Raw genomic sequence first — 18,957 nt, 5'->3', positions numbered from 1 at the left:
AGCGGGTCTATTTTAGACTACTTTCTTTTATTCTTCTCACCTGTAAACGGATCATATTCCTCGAAAAGACTGAGCTGATCTGCTATCACGTCTTCTTGTAATTGATTACGAATATATGCTTCAATTCGCTTCTGATTTCGCCCAACCGTATCAACATAAAGCCCTCGACACCAAAATTTGCGATTCCCATATTTATACTTTAAATTAGCGTGTCGGTCGAATATCATTAAGCTACTTTTACCCTTTAAATATCCCATAAATGAGGAGATAATTAGCTTCAGTGGTATACTCACCAACATGTAAATATGATCTGGGCAAGCTTCTGCTTCATGAATTTCAATGCCTTTTCTTTCACATAATAATCGGAAGATTTGACCAATACTTGCTTTGTATTTCCCATAGATTATTTGACGTCTATATTTTTGGGCGAAAACAATATGATACTTACAATTCCAAGTAGTATGTGCTAAACTATTATTCTGTCTTATCAAGAATCCTCCTTTAATATACTAATTAATGGTCGGAAAACCTTATCTAATGAAACACTTTAGGGCACCTCTAAAAACTCCTCAAAAAACCTATAAAATGAGATAATAGAAATACAAGTATAAAACTCGATAAACGAGGTTAAACACGATGCATTTATTTACTGATGATGAAAAAATCTTGTCAAAACTCACTGAAAAAGGTAATCCATTGGAACGTCTAGACGCTGTCATGGATTGGCAACTCTTTCTCCCCTTGTTATCAGAATTGTTTTCTCGCAAGAATAAAGTTATTGGTCGTGGAGGTCGTCCTCACCTTGATTACCTCATGATGTTCAAAGTCCTTTTACTTCAACGATTACATAACTTGTCTGACGATGCTATGGAATATCAATTGCTTGATCGCTTATCCTTTCGTCGTTTCGTTGGTTGCCACGAAGATAATGTCCCAGATTCAAAAACTATCTGGCTTTATCGAGATCGCTTGACTCAATCAGGTCGCGAAAAGGAATTATTCGACTTGTTCTATACTCAACTCTCGGACGAAGGTTTGATTGCCCACACAGGTCAAATAGTTGATGCTTCATTTGTGGAATGTCCTAAGCAACGCAATTCCCGTGAGGAAAACGAGAAAATCAAAGCGCATGAAACTGTAGAAGGTTGGAACAAAGCCAAACGATGCCAAAAAGATATCGATGGGAGCTGGACTCAAAAAGGGGGTGTTCGTTACTTTGGCTATAAAAATCACGTCTGTGTTGATAGAAAATCAAAGCTAATCAAAGATTATGGCGTCACAACAGCTAGTATACATGACTCCAATGTTCTAGCTTCTCTTTGTGATGCCAACGAACCTGTATTTGATGATAGTGCCTATGTGGGGAAAAGTGTTCCTGACAACTGCCAACACCATACCGTCCGTCGTGCTTTCCGAAATAAACCATTGACCGATACTGACAAGAACATTAACCGTCATATTGCCAAAGTCCGTTGTCGAGTTGAGCATGTTTTTGGTTTTATTGAAAATAGCATGAAGGGAAGTACCTTTAGAGGGATTGGAATGGATAGGGCAAAGACAAATGTGACCTTAACCAACCTCCTCTATAACATCTTTCGATTTGAACAGATTAAACGACTAGGGTTGAAATCATGGGCTTAGTGCGCCCAAAAATTGGGAAATAGCCTTGAGTAAGACTCACAAACAAAAATTTACAAGAAATAAACTGTAGATTAAAGATAAATTTGACGCTCTAGATGCTCTACTGGTGTTTTTAGAGGTTCCCTTTAGTTGGAGGATTATTTGATACATCGCTAAAAGCTTTTCGAAAACCACTAGCACAGCTAATGGTTTTCGAAAGACAACAAAAAAGCAACAGTCTCGAGCACTGTTGCTTTCATGAATGTCTTAAGCTGCAAGAACTTTACGTCCTTTACGACGACGAGCTGCAAGAACGCGACGTCCGTTTTTAGTTGACATACGGTGACGGAATCCGTGTTTACGTTGACGACGGATTTTACTTGGTTGATAAGTACGTTTCACGTTGAATACCTCCTAATAGATTTTCGTATTCGTTTAGCCGGCTATTTTTGATCAGTTACTAAACATACCATATTATTTTATAGTAATAGCATGCTCTTGTCAAGAAATACTTAGAGATTGTTTGTGTCTATTTTTTTGAGAATAATCATCAAGCCTATAAATCAAGAGATTTCTCTGTTGAATTTTTTCAAAAAAATACCGAAACAAAGGTTTCCTTGCTTCAGTCTTGACTTTATTGGCTTTTTCGTGTTACAATAACTTCAGACTGATTAAGCAAAGTGTAGATTTGTCTTAATCGGTGGAGTAGAAGTTACAGCTTCTGCTCCTTTTTTGATTTTCTATAAAGGTATTATAACAAAATTGTCAGAAAAACGCAAACAAAAACAACTTAAAAAAGCCTTAAAATCCAAAAAATTTTAAAGTTTTTAATACTTAAATTTTTGGCGGTCAAGAGAAGTAAATTTCCCAGCACGTTGAAAAATTTTGCGTGATTTAAATATCGTTTGTTCCTTCGCTTCTCGGAGATAACCAACGCTTAAACGTTGATTTTGATAGTATTCGTACTCTTTTCGCCAATTACCAAAAAATAGATCATCAACAAGATTAATTCTATCTAGAATAATTAATCTCGACATTGTGTAAGCACCTTTCAAAGACCAATACATTCCTCTATGCTTCATGCGATAAGTAATTTTTCGATGCTGACTCTCCATGACACCTATTCCTTTGGCTGATAAATTTCTTAATTTAGCAGGCTTTGTGTATTTGAAATTATTAAGAATTTTTCGGCGAAAATTAAAATAATTATAGTGTTCTTCATCATCTCCATCAGCAATTAAAGACTCAACAGTATCAAGAACGGTTTTCATCAGCTCTCTTTTATGAGTATTAATTGCCTCAAAAGCTAGTTCTTTTAACTCAGCTGGATATTTTTTAAAAAATATTTTTATCTTTTCGTTTAGATGATAAGCATCCCAAAAGTGCTCGTGTATTTTAATGCCAAGCGCTTTTTTAATTTCTTGAAAAACTTTTGGAGTATAGCCTTTACCATTATCAGAATTAGTGATTAATATCATCTCATCTGTGATCTCGTAATGATTATACAAATAGTCTAGTAATTCTTCTTTTGCCTTTTCGTAATTTGTGTGAATTATCTCATGCTTATTTTCCAAAACATAACGATTTTTAGCAATTTTTTTAGAACCTGTGTGAAGAAGAAAGTGTGCTAAATCAACATTTCTTTTGTCATCTCTAGCAGAATCTGATGATTTCACCATCACGCCATCGCCTTCAATATAAAGGATTTTTGGATTAATTTTCTTGGTCGGTTCTTCCTCTAGCCAAAAGCGAAATTTTTCTTTTTCAGATAGCAATTCCCCAGCTCGCTTAACGGCTTTTAAAACAGTATCCTTAGTAATCTCAAGATGATAAAACTCTTTAACAAAATGACACACTTGACGATATGACATTACTGTAGCCATTTTAGCTACATGGCAAACCAATTCAGGAGAAAAACGCATGTACTTTTTGAGTCCTAGCCATTCATCAACAGGATAACGTGTTTTGCTTCCTTTTCTCCAGCGAGACCTTGAAAAAGTTACTTCTCCAAAAGTAAAAGCAACCGTTCTCTCTGTTTGATTGATACGTTTGTATCCAGCTATCCGCATTGCTGAGGCAATATTTGCATCATACGTTTCAACTCTTTTTAAAAAGTCATATTTACGTTTATCTTCTAATTCAATAACAAAACTCTTTTCATCAAATCTCATACCTGTCATACAGATATTTTACCTAATTTTGGATAAACTATCACAAAAAAACTCCTCATGGAAATGAAGAGTTTTTAAATATAACTATATTTATATTTGTGTTTATAATTATAGTTATATATAATTATAAATATTTTTATAAACACAGTTATATATAATTATAACGAAAAACCTTTTGTTTTGTTTGGCTTTTTATGGCTATCATCAGCACTTTTACTTTTTTTATTGATAACATCTCTGTCTTTGCTATCGTTTATTTTCCCTGCAAATCCTTTGTTTTTAAGGTAATTTGCATAAAATTTTTGTTCAATCGCAAAATAATCAATCAAAGGTTGATGGTTCTCATAAACTTGAAATTGTTCTAGTGCATTGTAATAATCTGCTTTTCTTGTATCATCTACAATGAATGGAGTTATTCCTTCTTTTAGACATTCCTTGTAGAGGATCAAACGTCCAACACGACCATTACCATCAGCGAACGGATGAATTTGTTCAAAACGTGCATGAAATGATGCCAAGTAAGGTAAGTCTTTTTCTTTTTTGAAATTATACCCTAAAAGAAGTGAATACATTGCTTCTTCAACTTGGTCAACGGCTGCTGTAGCAATCTGCCCTACTTCGTTTTCAAACACCTTATAACGTCCAACTGGGGCATATTCATTATATTCTGAGCTTGTTCCAGCTTTTAAAATGCTATGTAGTTTTTTAACGTAGTCTTCTGTTAGCTGCTCATCAACTGTATTAATAATATAATCAAAACATTTAAAATGATTAGTAGTTTCAACAAGATCATCAATTTTGATACCTGTTCCACCAATATTTGCGATTGTTTTTGTTTCATAAATGAAACTCGTTTGCTCTTCAGTTAAACGACTGCCTTCGATTTTATTTGAATTATAAGCAAAACGCTTCTGAGTAATATCATAAATGCCACCATGAACTCTGCCATCTCGTTCAACTTTAAGTCTTGTAATTAAATCCATGATTATTCTCCTTTAATGGGCAGTATATTCATATTTATAACATTCAATATAAATATATGTGTAAATATATCTATAACTATATATATCGTTTTATATACAATTATAAATATAACGATATTTATAACTCGAAGTTTTTAAAATAATCATTTAGAAATGATGATGCAGATCGATAACCATGATTATGAGCAATTTGTGTAATTTTTTCTCGTACAGATGGTTGTAACGAAAACATAAATTGTTTAGTTCTTTCAAACTCAAAATTTGAATTAGTGTTATGTTTAGTTGTGTTGTCAGTTGATTTTAAAAGATTGCTAATTTTGTCTTGGTTATTATCAAATGCCATATTTCTCTCCTTTATACTCAATATAATTATATTTATAAATATAATTATAAATACCAATGTAAATATATTTATATTGATATTTTATCAGTAATTGTTCTGAATGTACAGTCCATGTTATCAAAGAATTTTTTATGTTTTTGATATAGTACTTTATCTTCTTTCATCTCTGAAAGAGACACTTTGTCTAGTGTTGAGCGATTGAACAATTCCTTGTAAGGGATAGTTGATAAAACATTATCATTGTCTTGAAGTTGTTTTACAAGTTCTCTTGAAGAATTAGTGTTGTGCTTTATCATATTTCCTAAAAAATATAAATCGGCTGTAACATAACTTTTACGAGTTTTAAAATCAAATGTTTCAGCTTTAAACTCTTCTAGACGTTCTTGAATATTAAATGTTGCTGAATAGCCAAATTTTGACGGAATAACAGGACTTAAAACAGCGTGACTTACTACGACAGCATTACGTGTTGCCGTTGAAAAATCAGGATGACAATCAATTAAAATAAAGTCATATTTACCAAGATTTTTAGGCTCATAATTGTCTTCTAACCACATGTAAAGCAACATATCTTTGTAATTTTTAGTTTCAAGTTCTTTCTCAAGACTATCTAAGCGGATATACCCTGGGATTAAATCAATATTATCTTTAAGATGATGAATAGCAACGTCACCTTTTTGTTTAAAGATATTAGCAACAGTCCCCTCACTTTCAAAAACATCATACGTTTGAGTTAGATTACATTGATGATCTAAATCAATTAAAAGTACTTGATAGTTTTGCTCAGCTAACCATTCAGCATAATTATATGCTAAAGTTGTTTTTCCCACACCGCCTTTGATAGCAGCAAATGTAATAATTTTCATGTGATTTCTCCTTTAAAATTCGTACCTTTTTATAAATATGATTATATATATTGTTATAAATATATTTATATTGATGTTTTATCAAGAACTATTTTTTTCTCTATTTGATTGATAATATAATCGCTTAGCTCCGTCTCAAAAATAATTTTCTCACCGTAGAAAACTGATTTTTCTTCGCTAAAAAGATTAATTTCATGCAATCCCTTATCTTTTTGATAATCCTCTTCATGAGTATAATTTTTAATGGTATACGGTAAATTTTGTAAAAGTTCTACAGTAGTAAAAAAATCTCTCAATTCATCTTTAACACCATCAATTTGACTAATTAGTTCTAATTCAGTTTCGATTAATTCTTCCTTTTCAGAATCAGAAATTGCCTGTATCTCTTCATATCTAGCATCTTCATAATTATCTTCTAAAATCGATAATTCTTCTTCAAGTGACCTAGTCAAGCATTTTTGTAACACTAGTGTATAAAATTTCTTACGCTGCACGACATCGTGCAGCATAAGGTGTAAGTCCACCGTTTGCACGATGTGGTCTTACGTGATTATATTTCCCATAAACGAATTCATAGAGCTTTTGGTCAAGAATGTCATTTGAATCAAACTTGTAGAGATAATAGAATTCGTGTTTGAGCGTATTGTAGAATCTTTCCATAACGGCATTGTCATATGGACAGCCTGCTTTGCTCATACTTTGTTGGACATAGTTTTTATCACAAAATTTATTGAATTCTTTTGCGGTAAATTGACGCCCTTGATCAGAATGCAGGATAATTCCTTTTGCTGGTTTTCGACGTTCTAGTGCGATTTTCAAGGTTTCCTTTGCCAATTCAGTATCGATATGACTGCTGTTTAATGATGCAACCACTTCACGACCGCAAAGGTCTATAATCGTGCAATTGTAACGCATTGTTCCATCTGGACGAGTTAAATATGTAAAATCAGTACACCATATTTTATTGGGTTCTTTTACATCAAATTCCCTATTCAGAAGGTTTGGAAAGATTTTATTGGCAGTTCCTTTTACATAGTTTGGTTTCTTGCGACGTGTGATGGAACGCAAGCCCAATTCATTCATAAAATGATGTATTGTCAGATCTGAACGAATGCTTCCGATACCCTTAAGATAATCGTTCATCATTCGGTATCCAGGAACTCCATTTTCGCGGTGGTAGATTTCAACAATTTTACGTTGAATCTCTGCCTTTTCCTGACGATAAGCATGTTTTTTGTTTTTAAGATAATTATAGTAAGCATTTGGACAGATGTTCATTCTTCTAAGAAGCCATCTGACCCCAAATGTCTGTTGATATTTCTGGATGAACTGGTACTGAGCTAATCGATTTCCTTCGCAAAGAATGCTGCCGCTTTTTTTAAAAAATCATTTTCCTTTTTGAGTTCTTCAATTTCTTTGCGTAGCTTTTTTGCAACTTCGTATGAATCAGATTCTTCCCGTTTTGTTGGGCTGTTATCGCATTCTTTGCGGTATTGCTGTAACCAGTATGTCAGCGTGCCTTGTCCAAGATTATATTCTTCGGTCAGGCTTTTCTTGGTTCGTCCCTCTTCCAGATAGAGGCGAAGAACCTTTTGTTTGAGCTCAGGCTCGTAACGATTATTTGTCATTGTAACATCTCCTTGGATTATGTATGTATTTTACCAAACTATACACAGGTGTTACAACTTAATTATATCAGGTCAAAGCTCATTGATAATCAATCCTATTAAGAGCTGTAATAACTGTTTCTTTTGGATTAACATAGCAACCATGTAGGTCAATTATTGCTTCCATATCATAAACTCCTAAAATTCCGTTAACGTTCTAATTCTAGATAATATGTTGAAAATTCTTGAATAGATTGATTACTTTTAGCTTCTAAAAGCATATCAAATAATTTTTGCTCATCTCCATCATCGACCACACGACTCAACATGACAGCATCAAGTTTATAATCAATATTTTTTTCTTTATCAATGACGTAAGCAGTATGAAGACCACCTTTAGCATAATCTCCCCATGTTAAACGAAAAATAAGTTCTTTAAAACTCTCAAATTTATTTGAAGATAATTCATAGCTATCAACCAATTTGAATGTTGCCTTAGTGCAGTAAATTTCAATTTTCATTTTTTATTCTCCTTCAAATTCTTCTTCAATCCATTCAATGATATTTTCTGCTAAATCATTGATAATTATTTTCCATGCTTCTTGAAGTGTTTTAATATTTTGATTATCAAAATCATCTTCAATTTGATCTAATTCGCTTGTACCTTTTAGACATTGTCTTAATAAGTCTTGTAAGTTACTAAACTTTTTAACGTTATGATCTTGCGAGGAAATGACAAGTGTTATTTCACAATCGTTAGTTCTTTGATTAAAATCAGCTAAATCCAAATGAATTAATTGATATCGTCTTGAAATAGATTTTAGCAAGCTTTGTAAATCCTCTAAACTCATTGAACCTACTACCTCAAACTTTATTTGTGTTCTTGTCATTTATTACACCTCGTTTCATTTTCTAAATATATTATAGCACTTTTATATATAATTGTAAGTATATTTATATATATAATTATAAATATATTTGTCAACATCATTGCATATATTATTGCTATACTATCTATGAATACCATATTTTTTTCGATAACGTCTAAACGTTAGCCCAATTGATATTTTAGATTATCTTGTCTTTAGCTAGTTGCAATAAGAAAATCATCTAACTCCTCTATAGAAAACTCTATTATTTTATATGAAGCTATAAATTCAAAGACTGATTGCATATGTGCTTCAGTCTTATTTTTGGCTTCCTCATAGGATAAAAAGGGTTTAGCTTGTTTTATTTCATCTGTCCACCCAATACTTCCATCTTCCCTAGGAATAAGCCAAACAGTTTGAAAAATACTGACTTCCGCCAAAACCAAATAATATTTTTGTTCCATTTTGTCCTCCTAAATACAATCCATCTTTTCTGGAGCCAGCTCCAGCGTTAGCCACAAGGCTTCACTTTCTGAAATATGTGTCAGCTTTCCCCCTTCATCATTGAAACGCAACAAGGTAAAAATATCATCAGAAAGTTTGCCTAAGATAACCATTCCTTCGGTTGTTTTCGCACGCCACAATTCATCATCAAATTGAAAAGCATGCTGTAATCTGCTATCATTAGCTGAAAATAATGGCTTTCGTCCTTTATATTTTCCCTGAACTTTTGCAATAGCAATCCCTTGTGCTTGACGTTCTTTAATACGCTCTCTTTCAGCTTGTGCTTGATACTTGTATAGTTCTAATATCAGATTATTCAATAGACGTCTTAAATTAGCATCTTCAATACCTCGAAGAGTGGGAAGATTGAGAACTTCTAAAGTTGCTCCTTTTGATTTTATCTCATCCATAACTTCAGTTAATTCCTTATTATTTCTTCCTAGTCGCTCTAATTCGGTTACAACGACTATATCAGCATCACGAATATAATCAAGCATTGCAATCAATTGTGGGCGCTCTCTACTTGCTCCACTAATTGACTCTTGAAAAATTTTTTCAACGTTATCTAATTGTTTTAACTGTCTATCTAAATTTTGATCAGCAGAACTGACCCTAGCATAACCGATTTTTGCCATTTTCCCCCCCTATTTTGCCTAACTCTATTGTCCTATTCAAAAATCCTTTAAAATCAAGGTAAAACAAAAAGGACAATAAGGTATACTTAATTGTCCTTTTACAGTCACTCTTCAACACTATTTATTTCATCTTTCATAAATTTTTCAAAGCTTCCAATTGGAGCAAAATCAATATTAATAGTACTATAGTCATCTTTTTTACGCCACAAGCGAACAGAATCTGTTCCCTTCTTCTCTAACCATTCTTTTGTAACGGGTTGGCGTTCTTTTAATCCCAATACATCAACAAGAAGCCACTGACCGAGCGCCGATTGCCCATAAAGTTTACCAGTATTTGGATCAATTTCTGTTAAACTTCCCGATTGTAAACTCTTCATATTGCTTTGAGTAAGTAATGCAGGAATTTTCTTACCATTTGGTAATTGCAAATGAAATCTAACTTGAGGTTTATTCTTAGAGCTACCAGCATAATTTTTTTGTCGCCTTTGAATTTCAAATACATCTGGACAAAAGAAGTCTGGATATTTCTTGTGAAATTCTAGTGGTATTGGAATATAAACTTCATTTAGAGGTCTTAAAGAAGAGCTATTTTTATTTTTGGGTGCAGCATTCCAAGCATTCAGTCCAGATTTTAGTTCTACATCTTTGGTTCGATAAGAATAAAGAGGTAGATACACTTCTACAATATCTTCAGAACTTTCTGCCTTCTTAAAATCATCAATAAAGTTAAAGTAGGATTTTAATAAGAAATCAAAAGGGTTCTCAATAATATTAACATCAAATTGATTTAAAACTAATGTGTCATCGGCATCAGAATTAAAATATTGCCATATCTGAGAGTCTCCGTACGTATATTTATATGTTTTGTGTCCATCACTCCATGCAAAAGCTGTATTAGTTCTTTTAAATTTTCTTAGGTTGTCTAAGTTTACAATAGGATATAAGGTTTCTTGAATAACAAATTTTCCTTCATCTCTAGTAACATAGTGATAAATATTTTTATCTTTCGATAATCCTAATCGATTGTAATCAATTAGCATTCTTTCATTTTTTAACTCAGAAAGTTTAATAGCTAATTCTTCATCGCTTTTGTTAAAATAAGGGTCAATTTCTGTTTTATAACGTTTTAATTGCATCACTTTTTGAAATGATGGACGTGAGTTCATCCATGTTTTCAAGCCAATACCAATTCGCTCATCTCCAAATACTGATAAAATATCGTGTGGGGTATTTCCAATATCAACATTTTCACTATTAAATACTTTTGCATAGATTGTTTCTTGAAATTTTGAATCTAGATAAGGAATAAGGTTCCCATGTTTTTGTCTAAATAAATTTGTTAAAGTTCCATAAACTTGAAGAAATTTGATATATTCTTCTCTTTCTTCCTTTGAATAACGTTCCCAAATCGACATAATCTAATACCTTTACTTAAATTTGTACATATTATATCAAAAGGAAGCCAGTTTATCACTAGCTTCCTTTTTAAACTATGCTATAAAATTCTCGTTCTGATTTTCGTTTGATAATTTTTAGGTATTCTTCATCAGTCAAAATGGGTAAATTATCCTGATAAGACTCAATTTTTTTCAAGGCATGCTCATAACTGTCCACAAATTCTTTGACGTAAGATGCACCCTCAAACTGACCATTGATTTTAGTATAAATAATAGCTACTTTTCCTGAAGATTGTTCTGCTTTAGTTGTAGTTGAACCATTTAAAGCTTTAGCTACATTAGTAGCAATTCTTTTAATAACGGGAACTACCACACTATTTCCTGCCTGCTTGTAAAGTTGTCCGTTTGAAACATTATCTGGAACTTTAAAAGTTTTAGGATAACCTTGTACATTAAATGTTTCTTTAGGAGTTAATTTTCGAATATCTCCTTTATCAGTAAGAATTAGTGGAACATTATGACCACCTGTCCCCATATTAGCCGTTAATGTGGGAACAACTCCACTCTTGTTTTCTCGAACATACTGACGTCTCCACTGATAAACAGTATCTTGTTTAGTCATTGCTTGTTCAAGCTCACTATAAAATTTCTGTTTTCCTTCTCTATAATAGAATAATTCTTCCTTTACTTCTGTAAAATCAATAACATCTCTCAAGGAAGTTGTTAACTCAATTTCTTCTGGAAACTCAAATAAATCATAAGCTATTTTGTTATTAAAACCAACTATATAAATACGTTCACGATTTTGCGGAACATTTCCATAGTCTTTCCCGTTCAATACTTTCCATTTAATGAAATAATTATTTTCTGTCAAAGCTTCTCGAATAACTTTAAATGTATTTCCATGATCGTGTGAAACTAGGTTTTTAACATTTTCAATAAAAATAGCTTTGGGTTTTCTATCTTCAATCATACGAAGTAATTCAAAGAATAAATCTCCTCTATCATCTTCAAACCCTTTACGATAGCCTGCAATACTAAAAGCTTGACAAGGAAAGCCACCTACAATAATATCAACTGTTTCTTGACTAATTTCTTGAGGGTCAACCGCATGAATGTCTCGACTATCTAATTTAGTATCTGGATAGTTTAGCTGGTATGTCATTCTAGCATACTTATCAAATTCATTAGCATACACCACTCTGAACTCGTTAGTTTGTGTGAAACCTAACTCAATTCCTCCAACACCACTAAAAAAACCAGCTAGGTTATATTTTTTAGGTTGTTGGGAACTTACAGAATTTGTCATGTATATTCCTCCTATATTAACAACAACTAGTATAGTATAACATTAAACACTAAAAAATGCAGCCAAGCAATCAACTTATATTTTAAATTTATTGCTATTTTTATATTTTGCTTTCTCATGCTCTTCTTTCATCTCTTTTGCAAAGTCATAATCTTTTACAATTTTATCTCTGTGTTTTTTGAGAGTATCACGTTCAATCTGAAGTTCTTTAATTTCTTTTTGCAATTCTTCTAGTTTTGTATTCTTATCAATTTTACCTTTTTCAAGAAGTTCAAGACTTACTTCAGATGGAACAATGTTATTTTGATAATCTGATAAAGCTCCCATCAATTTATTAAGATAAGTCATCTTTTCGTCTAACACATCTAAAGTCTTATCTGTTTCTTCTAATTGCTCCAAAAATTGAGCTTGTAATTCTTCAAATTGTTTTGAGTTAGTAACTTTGTTAATTGCTAAGAAGTTAAATTCATCAACAAGTCTATCTAAGTTGGTAATATTTTTGTTTTTAGTTAAAATCATTTCTCCATTTTGGGCAGACAATTGTTTGATTAAAGTTGTTCCATTGATGAAACGATTTTGTTCAGAATGGTCATCATTCAAAAAGTAAAAGAAATCATTCTTTTTAACAAAAGCTGTAAATGTTCCATCTTCGTTTTGGTCAAGCATTCTTGCAGGAATAGAGACTGTACCTTTTCTGTCTAATCCAAAAGTAATTGGAACATAAATAGATTGACTGGTAAGTTGCTGCACTTGCCATGGTTCAATTGTAACCTGTAATTCAAAATCATCTTGTTTACTTTCTTGTTCTTCATCATATTTTTCTTTTATGACGTTTAAATCATAAACAACTTCATTTGTCGCAATTTGTTCTTTGATTTTTTCAAGTGAGAACTTACCTTTTTTAGATAATGTACGATCACGAACAAAACGCTCTTGTGGTTGATCCAGTAACATATATTTAACGTACTTACCACTCGTATCAATTTGCAAGTTTAAAGCTTTTGCTTTTTGTAAAAAATCATTCATATCTAACGAGTGCTTTAACAAAAAGTTCAACCGTTCTTTAATCTCAAAGCGATAATTATTTTTTCGTCTCCATGCAGCATATTCAGTGTGAGAGTTTCTAAGCCTTGGTTCTAAAACTTTTGCGCCATATAGCTCAGCATACTTATTTGAAATTTGAAATAAGTTGCGAGCTGTATTTTTTTGCCAACGAAACTTTTTCAAAGTCACTTCGTTAGTTGTATTAAAAATGATATGGTTATGTAAGTGTCCTTTATCCATGTGCGTTGCAACAACAAATTGATAATCACCACCAGTTAACTCTAAAGCGGTTTTTCGTCCAATCTCGTTAACTTCTTCTGGAGTTAAGCCATCTTCTGGTGAAAACGATTGGATGATATGGTGCGCTAAAACACGTTTATCATTTTTTAAATCAGACAATTCATCATTATTGTACAAAACATCAACAGATTGTTTTAGTAAAACAAAATCTTCATAAATCGTCTGTGGATCAGATACATCTGTTAAATCATGACCAGATACTAATCGTTTCATCACTTGACCATTGACAATTTCAAAAGAATAATTTTCATCACCCTCTAAATGTTCTGTATCTAATTTTAAGGTTGCATTATCACGTGTAATATAATCAATTGCACGTTTTAAATTACGGCTTGTTTTAATCTGAAGAACCTTCGTCACTACCATTTAATTTAGCATGTCCTTTCGTTTTAAATTCATCAAAAAGCAATTTCTTCATGTCATCAATTTCAGCTTGTAAAGCTTTAAAAAGTTCATTATCAATCTCATCAAAAGTGTTAACATAACGAACTAGCTGATTGACGTTTTGACCAATACGATTAACTTCGATTCGTAACTTTTGCAATTCTGAATAATCATAAGTTGCTATTTTTCCATTTTGTAACATCTCTAAAGCATATGCTTGGAATGTTTCTTTTTTTGAAAGCTTAACTCTCTTTCTAATTATGTTAGCTTCATCAGGTTTGGCTCTAATAATAAATTGTGTTGAGCGAACTCGTTTTTTTGTTTCCATTACAATGTTCCTTTCTAAAAAAACTGATAAAATGGAGCTTTTTGCCCCGCCTCTGAGAGAGGGCTACCTTTACTCTGGCAAGATTAGCAAGTGGATAGCCACTTACGAAAATAAAAAGCAAAAAAGCCTATTTGTAGGGCACCCCCACAAACAGACTTTTAACTTTTTACACTTTGGGGAAATCCCCAATCCCCTATTTGGCACTTCGTGCATTTTTCAAATTTGACAATTTTTGATAAGTGCATTTTGATAAAATGCAACAACAGAAAAACTGACAATTTGAAAATTGTCAGCATTCCCTCTTATGTCATTTTTCGTTTTTTTGGCTTGGTTCCCAAGAAAAAACTTCTGTTTTTATCTTTTGATAATTGTCTTCCGATAATTCTTCCAGTGTAGCAATACTAACAGAAAGATCATCAAGATACTCATTATTATCTTTGACTGACATTTCTTCAAAATCTGTTTTTAACATATCCAATAACTCGTCTTTTGATTTTTGGATAATATCAATGTTAACAATTTTGTTTCCTTTGAGCCACTCGCTCATGTCAAAATAATAACTCATCAATAATGTTTCAGTTGTCATCATCATTTCTTCTGTTACCATAACTTGTTTCTCCTTCTACTTTTAAAGTTAGTCCTTTTTTATGCGACCTACGCTGCGTTACTGCTTCATAGGTCGATTGACTTTTTTTGATTGTTCTTCTTTAGCGGATGCTGTTTGAACAGTTTCACCTTTTGCTTTTTGTAAACTTTGATAAAATGGATTAGCTGTTTTTTCTAATTCACGTTTTTGATTTTCGTTTAATTTTTCATCTTTTGAAACCGTGAGATTTTGATATTTTGCTAAATGCTTATCAATACGTTTCATAAGAGAACTTGCTTCTTCTTGAACAATTTCAAGCTGTGCTTTTAGATTTTCTAGTCCATCTGGTTCTTGTGACCAAGAAGCAAGATAGGCAAATGAGTCATTACTTGTATCAAAACCTAAATGATTAGATACAACATAAGCAATTGACTCAGCTTGTAGTTCTTTTGAAGAACGAGTTAATTTGCCTTCAAAACGTTCTGTTAAACTCTTCTTATTATGTAATTCAGAATGTGCTATTTCATGGATTAGTGTTGAAAGAGTTTGCTCATAAGTCATTCCTTTTTTAATTGTGATTTCATTTGTTTTAGGACTGTAAGAACCATCTGATTTTTCAAGTTCTCTAAAACGAATTGGAATACCATTTTCTTTTTGAGAAATATCCCTTAATGAGCGGTAAACATTTTGATAATACTCTTTAGTAATTTGGCTAGGAATGACTTCACCCATTTTAGGTAAATTCAATTCTTTACCTTTTACAGGTGATACTTGACTAATATCAAAAACAGGAACAGGTTTAAAGTAGGTAAGAGTTTCTTTTTCTCCCGTTTCAGAATTAATGATAGGGTTGCCATCAACATCTTTTTTAATTACTGTGATTGGTGCTTGAACATAAAGAGCTTTTTCACCTTTATTAACATGACCGTTCCGCTTCTTCCACTCATTAAAAGAGGCAACCATACTAGCTTTAGGTAATTGAGCTTTTATTAACCTAATGTTTCTTGCTGAATAATTGTTGAAGTGTGACATTCCTTCAAGGTAGTTCTTATAGTTGTCACTATCAAAATAATCTTTAATTCCTTCTTGTAAATGTTGATTGAGTGCTGCTGTATTTTTAGCTTTAATCATTTCTGATAATGTTAAGTCACGTTTAGTCATTTCTTCTTTTCGACTGTCTGGTGTATCTGATGGATTAGTGGCATCCGTACCACTGGCTTTTTCAACACTATCTAAAATACCGTCACCATCAGAATCTGGACTATAAGGATTAGTACCTAACGCAATTTCTTCATCATCTGTTAAACCATCACCATCCGAGTCTTTCACTTTTTTATTTTCTTCTTGAATTTTTTTGAGCCAGACTTCTTTATAAAAATCTGAATTTTCATCAAGCAGATTATCTGCTCTTGCAGCATTAACAATAACATCAAAATTATTGTCATGTCTTTCAGCGTATTCAAAGTATTTGTCCCAGGCAGGATATAGGTTTTCTGAAATATTTTTTCTGTTGTCTTTTCCGACTCGTGCACCAACATTGTAAACGGCATCTAAGACTTTTGAAAAATCTTCAGCTGTCAATTCTCTTTCAGCTACCTTAACAGCTTTTTCAGGTGCTAGCTCTTGTTCAAGGAATTTGTAAATTTCTTCATTTCTTTCCAAACCATCACCTACATCAAGACGTTCTTGTTGTACTACTTTATTATCTTGAATTTTATTAAAGTAGAATTTATAATAGCCTTCACCTTCACCATTTAAACTTGCTAGATACAAACGATAATCATAATCTTTAATGCGTTCAAGTAATTCTTCTGTCAGACCTGCACCTGTAAAACTAGGAATTTCTACATTACCTGATAAATTAGTTTCATTAAATTCAATAACCCATTCAGCTTTTGGGACTGTATTTGATAAGTCTTCAAGTTGTCCATTTTTAACAATTGATAACATTTTTTCACCACCATCTTTGATAACTTCTTCATTAACAGATAAGACTTTAAACTCTCCGTCTTTTTCACCGATAATACCTAAAACATCTTTGTTATTTGCCATCGACAATTCAGATTCTAGCTTATTAGTAACTTTCATTAATGAAGCTGGAAGATACTCACCATCAACATTTCTAAAAGCAATCAAAACATCCTTATCCTCTGTTCGGATAGCTTTTGCTAAGTCCAGACGATTCATGCGTTCTACTTCAGACAAATCATCAAAAATAAAGCTATTTGAGTCAACAACAGCTTTAAAATCAGGTAATACTTGAATTTTACTAAAGGTAGCCCCTCGATTAGCAACCATAATATTTTGATAATCGCCTTTACCAGCTACTAAATCATCCAAAGTTTGACTTGCGCTTTGGTCATCATCGATAGCAAAAATACCAACCAAATGTGGATACTGCTCTGCCTTAAAAGTAACTTTTAAAGCTTCTAAATTATCATTATTTTTATAGAAGTATGTGACATTACTATCAGCTAATTCATTTTTGTACCATGTAGCATTTTCTTGGATTTGGGCTGCATAGCGGTTTAATTTATTTAACTCTTTCTTGTTGACAGGATGATAACCAGTCTTATAAATTGACTTTTCAGGATCTGAAATGGTAATTTGAGTGTATAAATGATTTGTGACTTGATTATCCTTAACCCAATTTTCAAGATTACCTAACTCATCTTCAATATCAAAGTCATTACCCCAGTCTTCACCATAAGCTAGATAGCCAAGTGATTGTCCATTCTTCATGACTTCAAGTGTCCAAGGTGCTGCAACGTCCGCTAGATTTTCTACCTCTTCGTTGCTATGAATAGCTAATGAAAGACTGTAGCCCTGGTTTAAATAGACTTCATTCATATAAATAACGTCAACAGCTTGAGTTCCTACTAAATCACTTTCTTGAGATAGTTGCTCCTGAATATCATCAATATTCCAAGTCTCATCAGCAGTACTTTTTTTAGGCTTAGCTTCCTGTTTGAGATAATCATTCCAGTCCATTTTTGTTTGACTTTCTTTGCGTGGTGGTAAATCTGACACTACTGGAATACCATCCTCTTGTAAACCTTTAACAAAATTTTGTCCTGCTTCATCATTATCAACTGCTAAAGTAATCATATCTGGATGCTCTTGTAAAAGGTTTGTAGTCTTATTTAAAGCATCTAAAGCTCCTCTTATTTGCTCACTAGACATGGTTTGAGAGTACTTACCATCAGTTAATATATCAGCTACATAACGACTAATAACACTCTTTTTAAGCCCATCCATGGCTACTAATTTGACATCCTGAAGTTCATCTTTATGTAAATCATAATAAGACATCAGATCGATTGGAGCTTCCGCAAAGACTAAACGTTTTGGATTTCCAATATCTAAGCTAAAGCCTGCAGTCCCATCTGAGTTCTTCATCATTTGTTTAAGACGTCCACGTTCGGGGTGCTGAACACGATTTTCAACAATTCCTTGAAGACTTGCACCAATCATTTTACCATCGTTATCACGGCTTTTAAAAACAATAACAGGTTCAAAATAATCACCTTTTTTATGAGTAGCTGTCGCTAAATTTCCTGATGCTAAAAATGTATCAATCGTTTCATCAGACAAACCACGTTCTTCTTTCAAATATTGTCTTCCAATATTAAAATCAGAATGTTCATAGCGTTCTAGATAATACTCAAATGGCTCTTTAACAGGTGGTTGTACCGTTACATTCTCAAATTGACCAGTTTCAAGAAAAGCTGCAGCTTCCTTAAAGCTTGGTTTTTGACCTGTTAATTCTTCTCTTACCACTTGAACCAAGTCAATAGTATTTGATCCAATACTTCTTGACCACCAACGAAATGTATTAGTATTAGGATAAATATGGAAGCTATCATGTTCTTCCCAATAATAAGTTCCGCTTGAACCTGGTTTTAGCTTCATTCCTAAGGATTCAGCAACTGCTACAATATCCATACTAACTAGTTTTTGTTTTCGTACTTCAAAGCGTTGAGAAAGTAATTCCTGCATGTTTGCCATAAA

At 32.6% G+C, this 18,957-nt stretch carries 19 protein-coding genes; 1 reads left to right on the top strand and 18 read right to left on the bottom strand.

Annotated elements, in window-relative coordinates:
• Nucleotides 1–17: 17 nt before the first annotated feature.
• Nucleotides 18–488 carry an IS200/IS605 family transposase gene (tnpA, locus tag NST05_RS01970; RefSeq protein ID WP_111679783.1) on the bottom strand — a complete coding sequence of 157 codons (471 nt, stop codon included), beginning with the start codon at nt 486–488 and terminating at the stop codon, nt 18–20.
• 148 nt (nt 489–636) lie between these two features.
• Here tnpA and NST05_RS01965 point away from each other — a divergent pair, with 148 nt between their 5' ends.
• Entirely contained in the window at nt 637–1,641 is a 1,005-nt protein-coding gene (locus NST05_RS01965) for an IS5-like element ISSth7 family transposase (RefSeq protein WP_011681261.1), read from the top strand.
• Nucleotides 1,642–1,887: 246 nt separating this feature from the next.
• Here NST05_RS01965 and rpmH read toward each other — a convergent pair whose 3' ends face one another.
• From rpmH to NST05_RS01880, 17 genes are all read right to left on the bottom strand, one after another.
• A complete protein-coding gene (gene rpmH / locus NST05_RS01960; protein WP_002953513.1) occupies nt 1,888–2,022 on the bottom strand; it encodes a 50S ribosomal protein L34 in 135 nt (44 codons plus the stop codon).
• Between the two features lie 425 nt (nt 2,023–2,447).
• Nucleotides 2,448–3,800 (bottom strand): ISLre2 family transposase, encoded by a 1,353-nt coding sequence (locus NST05_RS01955; protein ID WP_340742886.1) that lies wholly within the window; start codon nt 3,798–3,800, stop codon nt 2,448–2,450.
• Nucleotides 3,801–3,949: 149 nt separating this feature from the next.
• On the bottom strand, nt 3,950–4,774 hold the full coding sequence (locus NST05_RS01950) for a Fic family protein (RefSeq protein WP_340725731.1): 825 nt from the start codon (nt 4,772–4,774) through the stop codon (nt 3,950–3,952).
• 118 nt (nt 4,775–4,892) lie between these two features.
• On the bottom strand, nt 4,893–5,117 hold the full coding sequence (locus NST05_RS01945; RefSeq protein WP_017649316.1) for a hypothetical protein: 225 nt from the start codon (nt 5,115–5,117) through the stop codon (nt 4,893–4,895).
• A 68-nt stretch (nt 5,118–5,185) separates the two neighbouring features.
• Complete coding sequence (locus NST05_RS01940) at nt 5,186–5,983, bottom strand: ParA family protein (RefSeq protein ID WP_340742885.1); 798 nt, start codon at nt 5,981–5,983, stop codon at nt 5,186–5,188.
• A 65-nt stretch (nt 5,984–6,048) separates the two neighbouring features.
• Nucleotides 6,049–6,477 carry a hypothetical protein gene (locus NST05_RS01935; RefSeq protein WP_340742884.1) on the bottom strand — a complete coding sequence of 143 codons (429 nt, stop codon included), beginning with the start codon at nt 6,475–6,477 and terminating at the stop codon, nt 6,049–6,051.
• A protein-coding gene (locus NST05_RS01930; protein ID WP_155778329.1) for an IS3 family transposase occupies nt 6,467–7,611 on the bottom strand; the annotation gives its coding sequence in 2 pieces (ribosomal slippage) (nt 6,467–7,350 and nt 7,350–7,611; 1,146 coding nt in all). Before NST05_RS01930 ends, NST05_RS01935 begins: the two co-directional genes overlap by 11 nt.
• Nucleotides 7,612–7,799: 188 nt before the next feature.
• A complete protein-coding gene (locus tag NST05_RS01925) occupies nt 7,800–8,111 on the bottom strand; it encodes a hypothetical protein (RefSeq protein WP_205399807.1) in 312 nt (103 codons plus the stop codon).
• A gap of 3 nt (nt 8,112–8,114) precedes the next feature.
• Nucleotides 8,115–8,480, bottom strand: coding sequence for a hypothetical protein (locus NST05_RS01920; protein ID WP_017649322.1), 366 nt, complete (start codon nt 8,478–8,480; stop codon nt 8,115–8,117).
• A 194-nt stretch (nt 8,481–8,674) separates the two neighbouring features.
• A complete protein-coding gene (locus NST05_RS01915) occupies nt 8,675–8,923 on the bottom strand; it encodes a hypothetical protein (protein ID WP_003045903.1) in 249 nt (82 codons plus the stop codon).
• 9 nt (nt 8,924–8,932) lie between these two features.
• Nucleotides 8,933–9,598: a recombinase family protein gene (locus NST05_RS01910; protein ID WP_340725728.1), complete on the bottom strand. Its 666-nt coding sequence runs from the start codon at nt 9,596–9,598 to the stop codon at nt 8,933–8,935.
• 104 nt (nt 9,599–9,702) lie between these two features.
• Nucleotides 9,703–11,013, bottom strand: a complete 1,311-nt coding sequence (locus tag NST05_RS01905) for an NgoFVII family restriction endonuclease (RefSeq protein WP_340742883.1) — start codon at nt 11,011–11,013, stop codon at nt 9,703–9,705.
• A 70-nt stretch (nt 11,014–11,083) separates the two neighbouring features.
• Nucleotides 11,084–12,304, bottom strand: a complete 1,221-nt coding sequence (locus tag NST05_RS01900; RefSeq protein ID WP_340742882.1) for a DNA cytosine methyltransferase — start codon at nt 12,302–12,304, stop codon at nt 11,084–11,086.
• A gap of 75 nt (nt 12,305–12,379) precedes the next feature.
• Nucleotides 12,380–14,014: a helical hairpin domain-containing protein gene (locus NST05_RS01895; protein ID WP_252543450.1), complete on the bottom strand. Its 1,635-nt coding sequence runs from the start codon at nt 14,012–14,014 to the stop codon at nt 12,380–12,382.
• A complete protein-coding gene (locus tag NST05_RS01890; RefSeq protein ID WP_340725726.1) occupies nt 13,986–14,360 on the bottom strand; it encodes a plasmid mobilization protein in 375 nt (124 codons plus the stop codon). Before NST05_RS01890 ends, NST05_RS01895 begins: the two co-directional genes overlap by 29 nt.
• Before the next feature lie 307 nt (nt 14,361–14,667).
• Nucleotides 14,668–14,967, bottom strand: a complete 300-nt coding sequence (locus NST05_RS01885; protein ID WP_099390508.1) for a hypothetical protein — start codon at nt 14,965–14,967, stop codon at nt 14,668–14,670.
• Nucleotides 14,968–15,024: 57 nt separating this feature from the next.
• Nucleotides 15,025–18,954, bottom strand: a complete 3,930-nt coding sequence (locus NST05_RS01880) for a PBECR4 domain-containing protein (protein WP_340742881.1) — start codon at nt 18,952–18,954, stop codon at nt 15,025–15,027.
• Nucleotides 18,955–18,957 lie beyond the last annotated feature (3 nt).

It is taken from the genome of Streptococcus sp. FSL E2-3494, from assembly GCF_038007085.1.
Classification (GTDB): domain Bacteria; phylum Bacillota; class Bacilli; order Lactobacillales; family Streptococcaceae; genus Streptococcus; species Streptococcus thermophilus.
The sequence above is the reverse complement of the archived record's forward strand: the minus strand, read 5'-3'. Positions and strand labels throughout refer to the sequence as shown.